At 70.1% G+C, this 16,898-nt stretch carries 14 protein-coding genes and 1 pseudogene; 8 read left to right on the forward strand and 7 right to left on the reverse strand.

Annotated elements, in window-relative coordinates; translation table 11 throughout:
- Positions 1 to 22: 22 nt before the first annotated feature.
- The 5 genes from FHX37_RS09970 to FHX37_RS09990 are packed head-to-tail and all read right to left on the reverse strand — an operon-like array spanning position 23 to position 5,862.
- Complete coding sequence (locus FHX37_RS09970) at positions 23 to 1,066, reverse strand: ABC transporter ATP-binding protein (RefSeq protein WP_246062223.1); 1,044 nt, start codon at positions 1,064 to 1,066, stop codon at positions 23 to 25.
- A complete protein-coding gene (locus tag FHX37_RS09975) occupies positions 1,063 to 2,049 on the reverse strand; it encodes an ABC transporter ATP-binding protein (protein WP_141923661.1) in 987 nt (328 codons plus the stop codon). The genes FHX37_RS09970 and FHX37_RS09975 overlap by 4 nt, the downstream gene beginning before the upstream one ends.
- On the reverse strand, positions 2,046 to 2,978 hold the full coding sequence (locus FHX37_RS09980; RefSeq protein ID WP_141923662.1) for an ABC transporter permease: 933 nt from the start codon (positions 2,976 to 2,978) through the stop codon (positions 2,046 to 2,048). The genes FHX37_RS09975 and FHX37_RS09980 overlap by 4 nt, the downstream gene beginning before the upstream one ends.
- Positions 2,975 to 4,024, reverse strand: a complete 1,050-nt coding sequence (locus FHX37_RS09985; RefSeq protein ID WP_246062224.1) for an ABC transporter permease — start codon at positions 4,022 to 4,024, stop codon at positions 2,975 to 2,977. Before FHX37_RS09985 ends, FHX37_RS09980 begins: the two co-directional genes overlap by 4 nt.
- Positions 4,021 to 5,862, reverse strand: coding sequence for an ABC transporter substrate-binding protein (locus FHX37_RS09990; RefSeq protein WP_141923663.1), 1,842 nt, complete (start codon positions 5,860 to 5,862; stop codon positions 4,021 to 4,023). The genes FHX37_RS09985 and FHX37_RS09990 overlap by 4 nt, the downstream gene beginning before the upstream one ends.
- Positions 5,863 to 6,003: 141 nt before the next feature.
- On the opposite strand from FHX37_RS09990, the gene FHX37_RS09995 reads away from it, so the two are divergent.
- The 7 genes and pseudogenes from FHX37_RS09995 (at position 6,004) to FHX37_RS10025 (ending at position 14,366) form a co-directional block, all read left to right on the forward strand.
- Positions 6,004 to 6,735: a metal-dependent hydrolase gene (locus FHX37_RS09995; protein ID WP_141923664.1), complete on the forward strand. Its 732-nt coding sequence runs from the start codon at positions 6,004 to 6,006 to the stop codon at positions 6,733 to 6,735.
- A gap of 4 nt (positions 6,736 to 6,739) precedes the next feature.
- Entirely contained in the window at positions 6,740 to 7,408 is a 669-nt protein-coding gene (locus FHX37_RS10000) for an O-methyltransferase (RefSeq protein ID WP_141923665.1), read from the forward strand.
- A gap of 34 nt (positions 7,409 to 7,442) precedes the next feature.
- Positions 7,443 to 8,447: pseudogene (locus FHX37_RS10005) on the forward strand (IS630 family transposase).
- A 265-nt stretch (positions 8,448 to 8,712) separates the two neighbouring features.
- Positions 8,713 to 9,285, forward strand: coding sequence for a hypothetical protein (locus FHX37_RS10010; RefSeq protein ID WP_141923666.1), 573 nt, complete (start codon positions 8,713 to 8,715; stop codon positions 9,283 to 9,285).
- Positions 9,286 to 9,585: 300 nt separating this feature from the next.
- Positions 9,586 to 10,068 carry a transposase family protein gene (locus FHX37_RS24080; protein WP_394344490.1) on the forward strand — a complete coding sequence of 161 codons (483 nt, stop codon included), beginning with the start codon at positions 9,586 to 9,588 and terminating at the stop codon, positions 10,066 to 10,068.
- 159 nt (positions 10,069 to 10,227) lie between these two features.
- Positions 10,228 to 11,379 (forward strand): exonuclease SbcCD subunit D, encoded by a 1,152-nt coding sequence (locus FHX37_RS10020; RefSeq protein WP_141923668.1) that lies wholly within the window; start codon positions 10,228 to 10,230, stop codon positions 11,377 to 11,379.
- The gene (locus FHX37_RS10025; RefSeq protein WP_141923669.1) at positions 11,379 to 14,366 is read left to right on the forward strand and encodes an AAA family ATPase; all 2,988 of its coding nucleotides are present in this window, start codon (positions 11,379 to 11,381) and stop codon (positions 14,364 to 14,366) included. Before FHX37_RS10020 ends, FHX37_RS10025 begins: the two co-directional genes overlap by 1 nt.
- 111 nt (positions 14,367 to 14,477) lie before the next feature.
- Here FHX37_RS10025 and FHX37_RS10030 read toward each other — a convergent pair whose 3' ends face one another.
- A complete protein-coding gene (locus FHX37_RS10030; protein ID WP_211351791.1) occupies positions 14,478 to 15,338 on the reverse strand; it encodes an aldo/keto reductase in 861 nt (286 codons plus the stop codon).
- A gap of 125 nt (positions 15,339 to 15,463) precedes the next feature.
- Here FHX37_RS10030 and FHX37_RS10035 point away from each other — a divergent pair, with 125 nt between their 5' ends.
- Complete coding sequence (locus FHX37_RS10035; RefSeq protein ID WP_141923670.1) at positions 15,464 to 15,883, forward strand: hypothetical protein; 420 nt, start codon at positions 15,464 to 15,466, stop codon at positions 15,881 to 15,883.
- On the opposite strand, the gene FHX37_RS10040 is transcribed toward FHX37_RS10035, so the two are convergent.
- Positions 15,876 to 16,802: a TIGR03621 family F420-dependent LLM class oxidoreductase gene (locus FHX37_RS10040; protein WP_141923671.1), complete on the reverse strand. Its 927-nt coding sequence runs from the start codon at positions 16,800 to 16,802 to the stop codon at positions 15,876 to 15,878. The genes FHX37_RS10035 and FHX37_RS10040 overlap by 8 nt on opposite strands.
- Positions 16,803 to 16,898 lie beyond the last annotated feature (96 nt).

Genomic DNA, 16,898 nt, shown 5'->3' on the forward strand with positions numbered 1-16,898 from the left:
TCCTCGACGGGGTCCGGCCCCCTCACGCCCCGCTTCCGTCCGAGAGCGCCCAGTGGCATGCCACGTGGGAACCGGTACCGCCGGGAAGGACGCCGGGGTCCTCGTCAGCGCACCGCTCGGCCACCCCAACGCGTTGGGCCTCCCCCGAGGCCAGAACCGGGCAGCGCACGTGGAACCGGCAGCCGCCCGGGATCCGCGCCGGGTCGGGTGGTTCCCCGGACAGGATCTCCGGCCTGTCCGCGCCGGACTCCGGAAGCACGGACAGCAGCGCCTGGGTGTAGGGGTGGCGCGGGGCCGAGAGCGTATCGTCCACGGCCCCCGACTCGACCACGCGTCCCAGGTACATCACCGCCACCCGGTCGGCGATGTTCCACGCCAGCCCCAGGTCGTGCGTGACGACGAGGGCCGCCAGTCCCAGCTCGTCCCGCAGCCGCAGCAGCAGCTGCAGAATCTCGCCGCGGACGGAGGCGTCCAGGGAGGCGACCGGCTCATCGGCGATGATCACCTCGGGTTCCAGCACGAGGGCGCCGGCGATCACCACCCGCTGGCGCTGCCCGCCCGAGAGCTGGTGCGGGTAGCTCAGGAAGAACCGTTCCGGCGGACGCAGTCCGGCGCGGTACAGCGCGTCGGACACCCTCCGCTCCTCGCCCGGGGTGGTTCCCTCGTGTATGCGCAGCCCCTCGGCGACCGCCTCGTAGACCGTGTGCCGGGGGTTGAGCGCTCCCGTCGGGTCCTGCAGCACGAGCTGCACCCGCCTCCGGTAGCGGCGCAGCGCACGAGCGGTGTAGTCCAACCGCGCCCCGTCGAACACCACACGTCCGGCCGCGGGGCGCTCCAACCCGAGCAGGGCGCGGGCGAGCGTGGTCTTGCCGCACCCGGACTCGCCCACGAGCGCGACGATCTCACCCGCGTGCACGTCCAGGTCGACCCCGTCGACAGCACGGGCGGGCGCGCCTCCCCCGCCCCTCCCGGCGAACTCCACCCGCAGTCCGGCCGCGCTGAGCAGTGGTGCCCGCGCGCTCCCGGCGGGCGCCGCGACGTCGTCTCGTGCGGGGTGGGTGGTCACCGGGTCTCCTCGAATTCGGCGTCGGCGGAGTACACGCGCACGCAGGCCGAGCTGCGGTCCGGCGCCGCGGGCCACAGCACCGGATCCACGGTGGAGCAGCGGTCCTCGGCCACCGGGCAGCGCGGCCGGAAGGCGCAGCCGCTGGGCAGTGCCGCCGGGTCGGGCGGGTCGCCCGGCAGCCCCTGCGGGTTGCGGCGGGACCGGGGGTCTCCGATCCGCGGGAAGGCCGCGCTGAGCGCAGCCGCGTAGGGGTGGCGGGCGTCGCCGAACACCTCCTGGGAGGGCCCCTCCTCCACGACCCGTCCGGCGTACATCACGGCGAGGCGGTCGCACGTGTCGGCCAGCACCGTGAGGTCGTGGCTGATCATGAGCATGCTGATGCCGTGCTCCCCCACCAGTTGGCCGAGGAGCCGCAGGATCTGCGCCTGGATCATGACGTCCAGCGCCGTGGTGGGCTCGTCCGCGATGATCAGGCGCGGCCGGCACGCCAGCGCCATGGCGATCATGACGCGCTGGCGCTGCCCGCCGGAGAGCTCGTGCGGGTAGGAGGAGGAGCGCCAAGGCGGCAGACCCACCTGTTCCAGCAGGGCCCCGACGCGCCGGGACGCCTCGGCCGGTGTGGTGTTCTCGTGCAGCAGGATCGGTTCGGCGATCTGGTCCCCGACCCGCTGCACCGCGTTCAGCGCGTGCATCGCGCCCTGGAAGACGACGGAGGCTCCGGCCCAGCGGACCGCGCGCAACCGTCCCCACCGCATGGCCAGGACGTCCTCGCCGTCGAGGCGGACCTGGCCCTCCAACCGCGCCGAGGCCGGCAGCAGCCGCAGCAGCGCCAGCGCGACCGTCGACTTCCCGCAGCCCGACTCCCCGGCCACTCCGAGGGTGTTTCCGGGTTCGAGCGCGAGGGAGACGCCACGCACCGCGGGGAGCTCACCCGAGGCCGTGCGGTAGGTGACGTGCAGGTCGTCCACGTTGAGGTACGTCACTGGCGCTCCCGCAGTCGGGGGTTGAGCACACCTTCGATCGCGCGCCCGCACAGGGTGAAGGACAGGGCGACCAGTGCGATGGCCAGACCGGGCGGGATCATGTACCACCACACTCCGGAGCTGACCGCTCCGGCGTTGCGGGCGTCCTGCAGCACCCCGCCCCACGAGATCGTGCCCGGGTCGCCCAGCCCGAGGAAGGCCAGGGTCGACTCCATGATGATGGACTCGGCGACCAGCAGGGTGGTCTGTGCCAGCACGACCGGCAGCACGTTCGGGAGGACGTGGCGCTTCATCACGTGCCGGTGGCCCCCGCCGAGGGCACGCGCGCGCTCGATGTAGGGGCGGGCTTCCACCGCTATGGTCTGGGCCCGCACGAGGCGGGCGGTGGTGGGCCAGGCGGTCACGCCGATGGCGATGATGATGGTGAGCGTGCTGCGGCTCATGACCGCCGCCAGCGCCACCGCCATCACCAGGGCGGGCAGGACGAGGAACCAGTCGGTGACGCGCATCAGGACGGCGGAGCTCCACCCCCCGAAGTGCCCGGCGAGGATACCGACCAGTGTTCCCAGGGTCACCGACATGAACGTGGCGAGGAAACCGACGGTGAGGGAGATGCGGGCTCCCCAGATGACAAGGTCCAGCACGGAGCGGCCGAAGTTGTCGGTTCCCAGCGGGTACTCGGCGCTGGGGGGCTCGTAGGCCCCTCCGGGAGCGCCGGTGACGCTCAGCCCCTCCGGCTCCACCAGGAGCGGTGCGGCGAGAGCGAGCAGCACGAACAGCAGCAGGCCCGCCAGACCGACCACCCCGGCGCGGTTGCGCGCGTAGACGCGCCAGAAGTCGGCGACGGCGCGCTTGCGCCGTTCCCACGCCAGCGCACGCGGGGTCAGTCGTTCGGCGGGGTACCCGGAGTCACGCGGCGGCCGTGTCATACGCGCACCCGGGGGTCCAGGAGGGGGTACATCAGCTCGGCGAGCAGGTTCATGATGATCACCGCACCCGCGAAGAGGACGAACAGGGCCTGCACCACCGGCAGGTCGGACACTTCCAGCCCTTCGTAGAACAGGGACCCCAACCCGGGCCAGGCGAACACGGTCTCGACCAGGATGAGCCCGGAGACCACCCGGCCGATGTTGAGGAAGATCAGGGTGACGGTGGGCAGCAGGGCGTTCGGTACCGCGTGCCTGCGCAGCACCAAGGCGTCGCGCAGCCCCTTGGCGCGCGCGGTCGTGAGGTAGTCCCCACCCTTCTCGTCCAGCAGGGAGGAGCGCATGATCATCAGGTACTGGGCGTAGGCCACAGCGACGATCGTGGTGACCGGCAGCACCATGTGGTGCGCCACGTCCAGCGTGACGTCGACGACGCCGCTCGTTCCCGGGCTCATCATGCCCCCGGTGGGGAACAGGCCGGGTACGGGACCGATGCCGGAGGCGAGTACCACGATCAGCAGCAGCCCGAGCCAGAACGAGGGGACCGACCACAGGGTCAGCGCCACGCCGGTGTGCGCCCGGTCGGTGGCCGACCCGCGCCGCCAGCCGGCGCGGGTCCCCAGCACCAGTCCCAACAGCGCCGCCACCAGGGTTCCGGTGCCGAACAGCAGCACTGTGGGGCCGATGCGTTCCCCGATCAGCTCGACGACCGGGGTGCGGTACTTGTAGGAGTTGCCGAAGTCGAGACTGAGCAGGCCGAGGCAGTAGTCCAGGAACTGCTGCGAGATCGGCTGGTCCAGGCCGAACTCCCGGCGCATGGCGACGAGCTGTTCCTCGGTGACGGCGCGCCCCTGGGTCATCGCCTGCACCGGGTCGGCGGGCAGGAGCCGGAACAGGAAGAAACTGGTGAGCATCACCGCCAGCAGCGAGAACGCGGCTGTCGCCAGTTTCCCCCCGACGTAACGCAGCAGCCGCGTCGGGTCGCGACGCGCGCGGGTTCCCCCATCCGGGGCGGCCGTGGCACCGCCCGCGGTCGAGGCCCCGCTCACTCCCGGTCCTCCACGGTCGCGGCTCGCCTGCGCCAGATGACCACGGCCGCACCGGCCACCACGAGCACCACTACCGCGGCGATCCCGGCAGCGGCGGCGGTGGAGATCCCGGACCGCGACTCGTCATCCGCGGGAGTGGCCGACGTCCAGCTCCAGTGGCCGTCCTGCCCCCAGATGTTCCCGTCCGGTTCCGGTTGCACCTGGATGGAGCCGATCTGGTCGGAGCGGTAGGCCTCGATCGCGTCCGGGTAGGCGAGGGTGTTGACGACCGCCTCGTCGTAGAGGATGCGTTGCATGTCAGCCACGTACTCGGCGCGCTGCTCCTCGTCCTCGTACTCGCGCAGCTGCTTCTCGTAGAGCTCGTCGTACTCCTCGTCGCAGAAGTAGGCGTCCCCCCGCATCGTGCCCGGAGTCTCGGGAAGCGCGTCACAGGTGTGGATGCCCAGCACGAAGTCCGGGTCGGGGTTGACGCTCCATCCGGTGAAGATCAGGTCGTACTCCCCCTCGTGCAGGGCGTCGCTGAGAACACCGGGGTCCACGGCGCGGTTGTCCACCTCGATCCCGATGTCCCCGAGGCGTTCCGCCATGATCTTCGCAGCGTTGATGTTCGCCGGCTGGTCGTTGTGCGCGTGCAGGCGCAGTTCCATCCGCTCGCCGTCGGGGGACACCCGCACACCGTCGGATCCCTTCTCGTAACCGGCCTCCTCGAGCATCTCCTCCGCCGCCTGCGGGTCGAAGCCCAGCCGTTGCTCCTCCGGCTGCCAGGAGTACTTGTCGTAACGGGACGGGATGTATCCCCCGGCGGCCTCCGCGTAGCCGCCGTGGGCCTTGTCGACGATCTCCTCCCTGTCGATGGCGCGCATGATGGCCTGGCGCACCGTCTTGTCCTGCAGAGCGGGGTGGCCGTCACCGAACTCGGTGCCGTCCTTGGTCCGCGCCCCGGGATTGATGGTGAACGCCTGGAACCGCTTGCCGGCGGCGTTGTTGACGGTGATGTTCTCCTCGTCGCGCAGCGAGTCCGCCTGTGCCGGTGTCAGCCCGCTGGCGAACGAGACCTCGCCCTTGCGGAGCGCCTCGATCTCGGCGTCCTTGTCGGAGTAGTAGCGAAAGACCAGCCGGTCGAAGTTGGGCGGGTCGCGCCAGTAGTCCTCGTTGGCCTCGAGGGTGACCGACTGGTTGGGCTGGTAGTCCGTGATCTGGAACGGCCCGCTGCCGACGATCGGGAAGTCGTCGTCGTTGTTGAACTGGGCGTAGTCGTCGACGTCCTTCCAGACGTGTTTCGGGACGATCGGGATGTCCAGCGCGAGCATGGTGGACTGGGGCTGCTCCAGCTCGATCCGGACGGTGCGCTCGTCCGGCGCCGTCACCTCGGTGAAGTTCTCCACGAAGTTGCCGTTGGCGGTGGCCGCGCCGTCATCGGACATCATCGTGCTGTAGGTCCAGGCGACGTCCTCGGCGGTGAGCGGCTCGCCGTCGCTCCACTCCACACCGTCCCTGATAGTGAAAGTCCAGGTCAGGCCGTCGTCGGAGGTTTCCCAGGACTCCGCCAGGCCGGGTATGGGCTCGTTGTTCTCCGGGGAGTAGTTGGTCAGGTAGTCGTATGCCAACCGGTGGATACTGGTACTGATCAGGAACTGCGCGAGGAACGGGCTCAGGGAGTCCACCGGCTGTGAGGAGGCGATGGTGAGTGTCTCACCCTCGCCCGCGGTTCCGTCGTCCGCGTGGGCGGCGGGGACGCCGGCGCTCGGCAGCGTTCCGGCGAAGAGCGTCAGGGCCGCGGTGGCGGCCGCCAGCCATCGGGGGGTTTGTCGTCCGGGGGGATCCTGCGGAGTGACCATGGCTGCCTCTGGAGCGTAGGGACGGGGTTGCACCGTCGGTTAGGGGTTATCTACCAGCGGCCGCAGAAAGGCGTCAACGGTACACCGCGGGTCACCACGGTAATTCGCCAGAAGTGCCGGTGAGCGCTACTGTCGTGCCCCATGATGGGGCACTCTCACGCGCTCAGCGGCGTGGCCGGTTGGATGGCGATGGTTCCGCTGCTCCAGGGGACCCAGGCGCTCGGCGTACAGTTCGACCTGGGTCCGGGAGAGATCATCGCCGGTTCTCTCGTCTCCGCCGGGGCGGCCCTCGTCCCGGACCTGGACCACAAGAGCTCCACCATCACCCAGACCTACGGCGTGTTCACCAAGGCCCTCAGCTCCCTGTTCAACTGGTTGTTCGGAGGGCACCGCAACGGTACGCACTCGCTGCTGTTCGCCGTGCTCATGGGCGCCCTGGCGCAGGGGCTTGCCCTGTGGTCGGAACTGGCCGTGCAGATCTACATCTTCCTGCTGGTCGGTATCGCGTTCAACGGCCTGGGCTTCGGCATGGACAAGAACCGCACCGCCTCGGGCGTCATCAACGCGCTGGCGACGGCGGGCATCACCCTGGCCCTCTACGCCTCCGGAGTCGACTACACCTGGGTGGGAGCAGCGGTGGCCTTCGGGTGCCTGCTGCACTTCCTCGGCGACGTCGCCACCGACATGGGGGTACCCCTGCTGTGGCCCCTCACCGACTACCGGTTCGGCCAGGACATCGGCTTCACCACGGACGGCACCGTGGAGCGCCACATCGTCACCCCCGTGCTCACCACGGCCATCGTCCTGTACGCGTTCTACCTGTTCCCCTGGCCCGAGCTCCTACCGGAGCCGGGCATGGCCGGTCTAGGGTGACCGTGTGACACCTGCGACAGAGATCATCAACCCGCACCTGCACGCCTACCTCACGGCGCACAGCACCCCGCCCGACGGGCTGCTCGAGGACCTCGCCTCGGAGACCGCACGGCTCTACCCCGACTCGACCGGCCTGCAGATCTCCCCGGAGCAGGGGACCCTCATGACGCTGCTGGCGCAGCTGTCCTCCGCGCGGGACGCGGTCGAGATCGGCACGTTCACCGGTTACTCCTCGGTCTGCATCGCCCGGGGCCTGCTGCCGGGCGGGACGCTGCTGACGTGCGACGTCAGCGAGGAGTGGGTATCCGTCGCCCAGCGTTACTGGGAACGGGCCGGCCTCTCCGACACGGTCACCCCCCGCCTCGGTCCGGCGCTCGACACGCTGGCGGAGCTTCCCGAGGAGCCACGGTTCGACCTGGCGTTCGTCGACGCCGACAAGGAACGCTACGTCGACTACTGGGAGGCTCTCCTCCCCCGTCTGCGGCCGGGCGGCGCGCTGCTCGTGGACAACGCCCTGGCGGTGTCGCAGGGGAGTGTCACCGACGACCCCCTCCCCACCCCCGCGCTCCGGTACATCCGCGACTTCAACGACCACGCGGCGGCCGACGGGCGCGTGGACGTGGTCGTGGTACCCATCGGTGACGGGCTCACCCTGGCGCGTAAACGCCCCTAGTGTGTTGATTGGTTAGTCCGTTTATGGTTGAGGGCTGAATTTTCCTGGGCCGAAGTTGCCACCGCTGGAGCCGACCGAACAGGAACGAGCTGAGCTTCGGCGGTGGGTCAGACGCCGCAAGTCCGCCCAGGACCTGGCTTTGCGGGCCCGGATCGTGCTTGCCTGCGTCGAGGGCGCCTCCAACGCGGAGGTTGGCCGCGCACGATCACCGATGACCAGGTCGAGGCCGGTAGTGACCGCGCCCCTGGAGAGCAAGCCGGCCACGGGTACGCACTGGTCCACCCGCTCCATGGCCGAGCGCACCGGCCTGGCCCAGAACGCGGTGTGGCGGATCTGGAACACCTTCGGTCTGCAACCCCACCGGCAGGAGCCGTTCAAGCTGTCCACCGACCCGTTCTTCATCGACAAGGCGCACGACGTGGTCGGGTTGTAGCTGGATCCGCCCGAGCAGGCGTTGGTGCTGTGCGTGGACGAGAAATCCCGGCTCCAGGCGCTCAACCGGGCCCAGCCGGTGCTGCCGATGATGCCCGGCACCCCCGAGCGGGCCACGCACGACTACATGCGCGCGGGAGTGAGCAGCCTGTTCGCGGCTCTGGACACCGCGACGGGGCAGGTGATCACCTCGCTGCACCGGCGCCATCGCGCAGCCGAGTTCACAAAGTTCCTGGCCAAGATCGACAGGCAGGTGCCGGCTGGGATGGACGTGCACCTGGTCCTGGACAACTACGCCACCCATAAAACGCCCGAGATCAAGCGGTGACTGGTGTGCCACCCGCGTTTCCACCTGCACTTCATCCCGACCGCTACGTCCTGGTTGAACCTGGTCGAGCGGTGGTCCACCGAGATCACCACCAAGCTAATCCGTCGCAGCAGCCACCGAAGCATCCAGGCGCTGGAGAAGGACATCCGCAACTGGGCGGCAGCGTGGAACGAGGATCCCCGACCGTATGTGTGGACCAAAACGGCCGAGGAGATCCTCGACAGTATAGCTGCGTACTGCGAACGCATCCCAAAACCAACTAACCAATCAGGACACTAGTGGATGTCGGGAGCTCGCTCGCCTTCTACCGGAGGGCTCCACGTCTATGCCCGGCGCACGGACACTCCTTCCGCCGCACCCATTTCAAGGTTTTCATCTTCGGGTGTCCGATTCCAAGCCACTAGGATCACCGCAGTGAGCTGGATCATCACGGAACCCCCTTTTGTTCGCCTGGATCCTAGTATGCGACTTTGTCGCTGAGGATTACTGCATTGGGTGCATATGATCAGCTATCCTCCCATCAGATCCGAGAACGGGAGCGCTTATGAGCGGGCAGGTTGACTGGTCGATCGCTTGGGGTGCGATAGGAGCCATAGCCGGAACCCTGGCACTTGTCATAACATTCGTAAGCAAAATTAAAAGCGGAGCCACAGAGAGGGACGCGGAACCGGATTTCGAAACCCTATTTATCATGGAGGCCCTCCAAGAGCGACACAAGGCAGGAACCTCCTGGAGTATGGAGTATGCAAGATCCATCTCCAAGGCGAGCGGCGAGGCCAGTGATCGACATGAGAGGAGAACGATACCCTGGGCTATCTTGCAAGCCGGAGCTACAATCATAATTGTTATATATGGCGGTTATGGACTGTTTGCATTGGTCGCCTTAACCGCAGGGGCTCCTGTTGCGGATGAAGATGTGATATTTACATTCCTTCTGGTGGCGGCTATGGGTCTTATTCTTTATCGGATCACTTCCTGGCGAGTGACCGCCAATGCAACAAAGAGCTCAAACCTCTACTATCGAATGGTTATATTCGAGCGCATCGGGGAAAGTAAACTTGAGTTCGAAAACGTGGAGATGTATGCGAGCATGCTGGGATGGCCCGGTGATGACTAGAGTCAAGCAATCTACTCTTCAGCCAGCCCTCCAGCCCAAGCAGGGCGTGCGCAAAGTTGATCTGGGGCTGCGGTGGTTCGTTGGCCAGTCGGGACACAAGGCGAGGGCACGGCTTTGATGGGAGATCATCAGGTTGCTGAAGCCTTGACGGTCTACCCGAGAGCCGTGCCCTCGTTTCTGTATCTTCCCCCATTCCCGCCGCACTGCACCAGCCCCCCTTATCCTTGAGTCCCTACGAAGCCGCATCGACGGCCTCTGGCAGACCCTGGAAACGGCCACCGACCCCCGCACCCCCGTGGCGTGCGGTATCCGTTGCCATTACTGTTGATCCTGGCGCTGCTGGCCGCGACCGGCGGCGCGAAGACGTTCCTGGAGACCGCCGAGCATGCCGCGGACCTGCCGGCCTGGCTGCTGAGCGAGCTCGGGGCGTGTTCCTGCGCGGTTACCCCGTCGGGCTGGACCTTCTCCCGGATGCTGGGCAGGGTCGATCACGACGAGCCCGACCAGGCCTTCTCCGGTTGGACGGCCCAGGGTGCAGAGTCGGCCGAGACCGTCACCGTCGATGGCAAGACGATGCAGGCGGCACACACTGGCCAGACCGACATGCCGCAAACCCAGGTAGTAGCCGCGATGAACTCCCACGGCGAGGTGCTGGGCCAGTCCGCCGTGGCCGCCGGTGACGAGAACGCCGCGGCCGAGGCCTTCCACGCCACCCTGAAACGTGAAACCCTCCACGGCCGCGGCCTGAAACGCTGGCCTAGATCGGTGGAGGCCACCCGGTGACGGGGATACCGTCGGCGCGGGACCGGACGGCACGCGGTGGGACAGGGCGCGTCGCACGGCTCCACCCGCGCCGGAACGGCCCGCCCGGACCAGTGGACGCGGCTCCGGTTCCCGTTTCCGGCCGCGAACGCCACCGCCACGTACTACCTTCGGGAAACCATGCGACTGCTGCACACCTCGGACTGGCACCTGGGAAGGTCCTTCCACCGCGAGAGCCTGCTCGACGCGCAGGCGGCCTTCCTCGACCACCTGATCACCACTGTCCGGTCGGAACGCGTCGACGTGGTGCTGGTCTCCGGTGACCTCTACGACCGCGCCCTGCCCCCCGTGGAGGCGGTGCGGCTGTTCGACGAGGCGCTGCACCGGATCCACGCCACGGGCGCGCGGGCCGTGCTCATCGGCGGCAACCACGACTCCCTGGGGCGGATCGACTACGCCTCCGGACTCATCGACACCGCGGGTATCCACGTGCGCGGCTCCCCCGACCACCTCGCCGACCCGGTGGTGATCGAGGACGGACACGGCCCGGTCGCCTTCTACCCGGTCCCCTACCTGGAACCCGACCTCCTCCGGCACCGGTGGGAACTCACCGAACGCAGCCACGAGGCGGCCATGGAACACGCCATGCGCCGCATCCGCGCCGACCTGGCACGGCGCCCCGCGCACACCCGCTCGGTGGTGTTGTCGCACGCGTTCGTGACCGGCGGGTCCGCCTCCGACAGTGAACGCGACATCTCGGTGGGGGGCGCGACACACGTCCCCGCGTCGCTGTTCGACGGGGTCGACTACGCGGCCCTGGGGCACCTGCACGGTAGCCAGCTCATGCGGCCGCACGTGCGCTACTCCGGTTCCCCCCTGGCCTACTCCTTCTCGGAGGAGAACCACACCAAGGGGTCCTGGCTCGTCGACCTGGGGCCCGGCGGGGTGACAGCGGCCGAGTTCGTTCCGGCCCCGGTGTGGCGTCCGATCGCGCGCATCAGCGGCCGGATCGGGGACCTCCTCTCCGAACCGGGCTGGGAGCGCTACACCGACCACTGGCTGCAGGTCACGGTGACCGACCCCGTGCGTCCCACCTTCCCCATGGACCGGCTGCGGGAGCGCTTCCCGCACACGCTCCATCTGGACTTCGCCCCCGACGGGGACGGGGAACCCGCCGACCGGTCATGGGCCCAACGCGTCACCAACCGTTCGGAGCGCGAACTGGCACTGGACTTCGTGTCGTGGGCCCGGGGCGCGGACCCCACCGAGGAGGAGCAGCGGCTGCTGCGCACCGCGTTCGACGACATCAACAGGCGGGAGGTCACACGCTGATGCGCCTGCACACCCTGACAGTCCAGGCGTTCGGGCCGTTCGCGGGCACGGAGACGGTGGACTTCGACAGGTTGGCCCAGGGCGGCCTGTTCCTCATCCACGGCCCCACCGGCGCGGGGAAGACCTCCGTTCTGGACGCGGTGTGCTTCGCCCTGTACGGGCGGGTTCCGGGCGTGCGGGACGCGGCGCGGTCGCCGCACAGCAACCACGCGCCGCCCGACCGGCGCCCCGAGGTGCGGCTGGAGGTGACGCTGCGCGGCAGACGGCTGTCCGTCACCCGCTCCCCGGCATGGCAGCGGCCCAAGAAACGCGGGACGGGCACCACGGAGGAGAAGGCCTCGGTGACCGTCTCGGAGTACGCCCACGGCGCGTGGCACGGTCTGACCAACCGCCCCGACGAGGCCGGGCAGATCGTCAACGACGTGCTGGGCCTCTCCCTGCCCCAGTTCTGCCAGGTCGTGCTGCTTCCCCAGGGGGAGTTCGCGCGCTTCCTCCGCGCCGACGCGCGGGAACGGCGCGAGTCCCTGGAACGGATATTCAGCACCGGCGTGTTCACCAGCGTGGAGGAGTGGCTGGTCGACCACGCCCGCTCGCTCGGTCGCACGGCGACCGACGCCGACTCCGCGGTCGGGGCGGTCGCCGACCTGGTCGCCGAGGTGGGCCGCACCTCCCGCCCGGAGGGCAACGACAGCCGGGTACTCGTGCCGTGGGCGGCCGAGACGGCCCGCGTCGTGGCCGCCGACGCCAGCGACAGCGCGAGCGTGGCCGCCGAGGCGGGTGAGGAACGCGACCGTGCCCACGCCGAGCTCGCCAGCGCCCGGACGCTGGACGAGCGGCAGCAGCGCCACGCCAGCGCCCGCCAGCGCCAGGCCGAACTGATGGACCAGGCCGCGTTTCGGGAGGACATCGACACCCAGCTCGCCGAAGCCGAACGCGCGGCCGCCGTGGTTCCGGTGCTGCGCGGTGAGGAGTACCGGCGCGCCCAGCGGGACAAGGCGGAGCTGGCCGCCGGCGAACGCTTGGAGCTCGTCGACGGGATGGTGGAGGGCGCGGGAACCGGCCCTCCCTCGTCGGTGGGGGCCGAGCCCCTACGCGCGGCCGAGCGTTCCCGCCGGGACGAGCTCGCCCGACTGGAACACCTGCAAGCCGACCTCGATCGCCACGCGGAGATCACCGCGGAGCTGGCGGAGATCGAGGGGAAGGCCGAGGGCATCTACCGTTCGCTGGAACAGTGGCGCCTGCGCAGCCGGGAGCTTCCCGTCCTACGGCAGCGGTGCTCCGACGAACTGGACGCGGCGCGGCAACAGGTCGGAGGGCGCGAGGCGGCCTCGGAGGGGCTGGAGACCGCCCGCCGGGCGCGCGAGGCCGTGCACACGCGGGAACGGTTGCGGTCCGAACTGGCCGAGGCGGAGCAGCGTCGGGTCGATGCCGTGGACACCGCCCAACGGGCGCGCGACGCCCTGTTGGAGGTGCGCCGTGGCCGGATCGACGGTATGGCCGCCGAACTGGCCTCCGAACTGGACGCCGGCACGGCGTGTCCGGTGTGTGGCGCGGTGGAGCACCCCCGTCCCGCCTCGGGGGGCGGGGACCGCCCCACCGCCGAGGAGGAGGAGCGCGCCCAGCGGGCGGCCGACGCCGCCGCGGAGGAGCGCGCCCGGGCGGAGAGCACGGCCGTGTCCCTGGCCGAGCGGTACGCGGCGGCGGAGACCGCCGCGGACGGGATGAGTGTGGAGGCGGCCGAGGAGCTCGTGGGGCTTCGGGAGCGGGAACTGGCGGCGGCGGAGGCCGCGACCGGGCACGTGGACAGGCTCGCCGCGCGGCTCGCGGACATCGACACCGCCCTGACCGACGCGGTTCCGCGGGAGGAGGCCCTCTCCCGCGAGGCCACGGAACTCACCGAACGCCGCGCCACCCTCGCCCGGGAGGCCGAGCGGATCACCCAGCGGTTGGAGGCCGCGCGCGGTTCCGATCCCGACCTGGCGAGCAGGATCGCGCGACTCACCGGGGAGGCGGACCTGCTCGCCTCGGCGGCGGAGGCGGTGCACCACTACGGGACGGAAGTGGCCGAGCTGCGCGCCGCGGAACGGGAGACCGCCCGTGCCCTGGCCGAGTCCGGTTTCGCCAGCACCGCGGAGGTGTGGGCGGCCGAGCTGGGCGAGGAACAGCGGGAACGGCTGCAGGAGCAGGCGCGCGCCCACGACGACGCGCTGGCGGCGGCGCGGGCGGAGCTGGCCGACCCGGAGCTCGCGGCGGCCGCCGACCGGCCGGCACCCGACCTGGCGGGATCCGGTGCCGCCGCGGCCGCCGCCCAGCGTTGGGCCGAGTACACCGCAAGCTGGCGGGACCGGTTGGCCGAACGCGCCAACCGGCTGTCCGAGCTGCGCCTGGAGCTCGACCAGCGGCTGGCGGAGGCGGGTCCGGTACGGCAGCAGCACACGGTCGCCGACGGCCTGGCCCGGCTGGCGGCGGGGACCGGGGCGGACAACCGGCACAACGTGCGCCTGTCCGCCTATGTGCTGGCCGCCCGGCTGGAACGTGTGGTCGCGGCCGCCAACGACCGGCTGGCGACGATGTCGGGGAGCCGGTACGAGCTGCGGCACACGGTCGCCGCCGCGGCCGGGGACCGTTCACGTTCCGGCGGCGGTCTGGGGCTGCGGGTGCTGGACGCGTGGACGGGGCAGGAACGCGACCCGGCCACCCTGTCCGGCGGGGAGACGTTCGTGAGCTCGTTGGCCCTGGCGCTGGGTCTGGGGGATGTGGCCTGCGCGGAGGCCGGCGGGATCGGCGTCGACACGCTGTTCATCGACGAGGGGTTCGGCACGCTGGACGCGGAGACCCTGGAGGACGTGCTCGAGGTCCTCGACGGGCTGCGCGACGGTGGCCGCACGGTGGGCGTGGTGAGCCACGTGGCCGACCTGAGCGCGCGCGTCGGCACCCGGCTCCGTGTCACCAAGTCGCACGGGGGTTCCCGGCTGGAACAGACCTGACCGGGGCCCTCTGGGTGGCTGTCGGTGCGGGTGACACGAGAGCCGGCGCGGCACTGTGGCTACCTGCGTGTGACCAGCGGGGTCACCGCACGCAGGCGACCTGTTCTCCGGTCAGACGATGTCCAGTGGCTGCTTCCGTTCCGGCGGCGGGAAGGCGGCGTCCAGCCGCGTCAGTTCCTCGGCGGTGAGCGCGATCCCGGCCGCGGCCGCGTTCTCCGCGACGTGCTCCTGCCGTGCGGCCTTCGGGATGGCCACGGTCCTCCCGTCGCGGATGGTCCAGGCCAGGGCTATCTGGGCGGGTGTGGCGTCGCGTTCGGCGGCGATGCCGGTCACGGCGGGGTTGCTCAGCAGGTCCCGCCGGAACCGGCCGCCCTGGGCCAGGGGGCAGTAGGCCATGACGGGAAGGTCGCGCTCCCGGCACCAGTCGAGGAGGTCGTACTCGATCCCGCGCGATCCCGCGTGGTACAGCACCTGGTCGGTCGCGCACTCCGGGCCGCCGGGCACCTCCCACAGGTCCCGCATGTCCGCGGTGTCGAGGTTGGACACTCCCCAGCGCCGGATCTTCCCCTCCTGCTGCAGCTCCTGCATCGCCGCCACCGTCTCGGACAGCGGCACGGACCCGCGCCAGTGCAACAGGTACAGGTCGAGGTAGTCGGTTCCGATCCGGCCGAGGCTGCGCTCGCACGCCTCCTTGGCCGCGCGTTTCCCGGCGTTGTTCGGCAGGACCTTGGACACCAGGACGGCCTCGTCCCGGCGGCCGGCCACGGCCTCGCCCACGACCTTCTCGGCGCCGCCGTTCCCGTACATCTCCGCCGTGTCGATCAGGGAAAGCCCCAGGTCGAGCCCGTGGCGCAGGGCGCGCACCTCGGTCTCCCGGTCGCTGGACCGCTCCCCCATGTACCAGGTGCCCTGGCCGATCGGCGGGACCGCAGCGTCGCCGAGGGTGACCGTCGGGGTGTTGGGTGTTGCCACGTGTGGAGACTCCCTAGCTCTCTCGGCACCGGGGTGGCCCCGGTGGTGGTCGTCACATTCGGGGACAAGGTTACGAGCCGGCCTCGGGGATCGGGTCACCCGGTCTGGGGTGGGACAATGCCGGGGTGAGTGCGTTGATCAACATTGCCGTGTTCGGAGTCGTCGGGGCCGTCATGATGGCGGCGCTCATCGGGTTGCTGCTGGCGACCACCGCGCGCCGTTCCGGGGCGTGGGTGGCGTCCGTGTTCAGCACGGTCTCGGTGGTGCTGCTGATCGCCGTTCCCGCTCTGGCCGTGGTCAACGTGCGCGCCACCGTGACCGGAACGGGACTCGGCCAGGCGTGGCTGGTCGCGTTCGCCGTGGTGGCGATCGTCTACGCCGCCAACCTGTTCCTCCTGCCCCTGGTGCGACGGCGTTTCGCCGCGGTGCGGGACGACCGGGGGGCACGGGAGTTGCGGGTCTCGTGGTCCATGCTGGCCGGTGGTGTCGTGCTGTGCGCCCTGCTGGCGGTGTGCGCGACAGCGGTGGCGTTCCCGTTCACCTGAGACCTCCCGGGGTCTCGTTCTCACGCTCCCGGAGCCTCGGGATGACCTCGGCGAGCGCGTCCCGGAAGGGACCGTGCGTGGTGACGTAGCTGAACCCGAACCGTTCACGGTTGGCACGCAGCTCCGCGGCGACCTCGTCGGCCGTGCCCACCAGGACGAAGGGGTTCTCCAGGACGTCTGCGGCGATGTCGATGCCGGGGGCGCCGTACTGCTGGGCCAGCTCGGCGGCCCGTTTCTCCGCGTCGTCGGTGATACCGACGTGCTGGACGAGGACATTGGACTCGATCCGCTCCGCGCGGGCTCCGGCCTGCCGGTGCACGAACTCCACCCGCCGTCGTGTCTCCTCCGGGCCGGCGACCCGGAATGTTCCCATCCGCTCGCCCCTGATCTGGCTCAGCCCCGCGTAGCCGACGATGTCGGCGTGCTGGGCCGCGAGGGCGAGGGTGCGTTCCCCGTGCGCTCCGACCAGCACGGGAGGGCGCGGTGTCTGCGTCGGCAGGGGCTCCTGGCCGCCGGCGAACAGCCGGTCCAGCTCGGCGATACTGTCCCGCAGGCGCCGCACTCGTTGGGCGTGGGGCTGCCAGGGTATGCCGGCGTCGTCGAACTCGGACCTCATGTGCCCGCACCCCAGACCGAGTTCGAGCCTGCCGCCGGACAGCCGGTCGATGGTGGCGGCCTCGCGCGCCAGGACGGCGGGGTTCCAGAACTCGTTGTTGACGACCAGGGTGCCCAGCCGGATCCGGGTGGTCGCGGCGGCCGCGGCTCCCAGGGAGGCGAACGGTGACGCCTGGCCGAGATGGTCACTGGTGTGGACGACGTCGAACCCCATGCTCTCCGCCTCGCGCGCGTACTCCGCCGTGTCCGCGGGGTCCACGCCCTGGAGGTTGACGCCGAACCGGAAGTCTCGCGTGGTTGTCATGCCCCGATTCCACCCGAAAGGACCTCCTCCGTCACGGGAGTTCTCTCTGGGCGATGGCCCCGGCCGTCCCGGCCACCGCCCGGAGGCGGCCGGGCT

The organism is Haloactinospora alba (assembly GCF_006717075.1).
GTDB classification, from domain to species: Bacteria; Actinomycetota; Actinomycetes; order Streptosporangiales; family Streptosporangiaceae; genus Haloactinospora; species Haloactinospora alba.

What these genes read in the sequence shown, in the direction of transcription:
- FHX37_RS10040 (WP_141923671.1), bottom strand. Translation starts at nt 16,802, where the DNA reads ATGACAACCACGCGAGACTTCCGGTTCGGCGTCAACCTCCAGGGCGTG.
- FHX37_RS10010 (WP_141923666.1), top strand. Translation starts at nt 8,713, where the DNA reads ATGAGCGGGCAGGTTGACTGGTCGATCGCTTGGGGTGCGATAGGAGCC.
- FHX37_RS10020 (WP_141923668.1), top strand. Translation starts at nt 10,228, where the DNA reads ATGCGACTGCTGCACACCTCGGACTGGCACCTGGGAAGGTCCTTCCAC.
- FHX37_RS09980 (WP_141923662.1), bottom strand. Translation starts at nt 2,978, where the DNA reads ATGACACGGCCGCCGCGTGACTCCGGGTACCCCGCCGAACGACTGACC.
- FHX37_RS09990 (WP_141923663.1), bottom strand. Translation starts at nt 5,862, where the DNA reads ATGGTCACTCCGCAGGATCCCCCCGGACGACAAACCCCCCGATGGCTG.
- FHX37_RS09995 (WP_141923664.1), top strand. Translation starts at nt 6,004, where the DNA reads ATGATGGGGCACTCTCACGCGCTCAGCGGCGTGGCCGGTTGGATGGCG.
- FHX37_RS10025 (WP_141923669.1), top strand. Translation starts at nt 11,379, where the DNA reads ATGCGCCTGCACACCCTGACAGTCCAGGCGTTCGGGCCGTTCGCGGGC.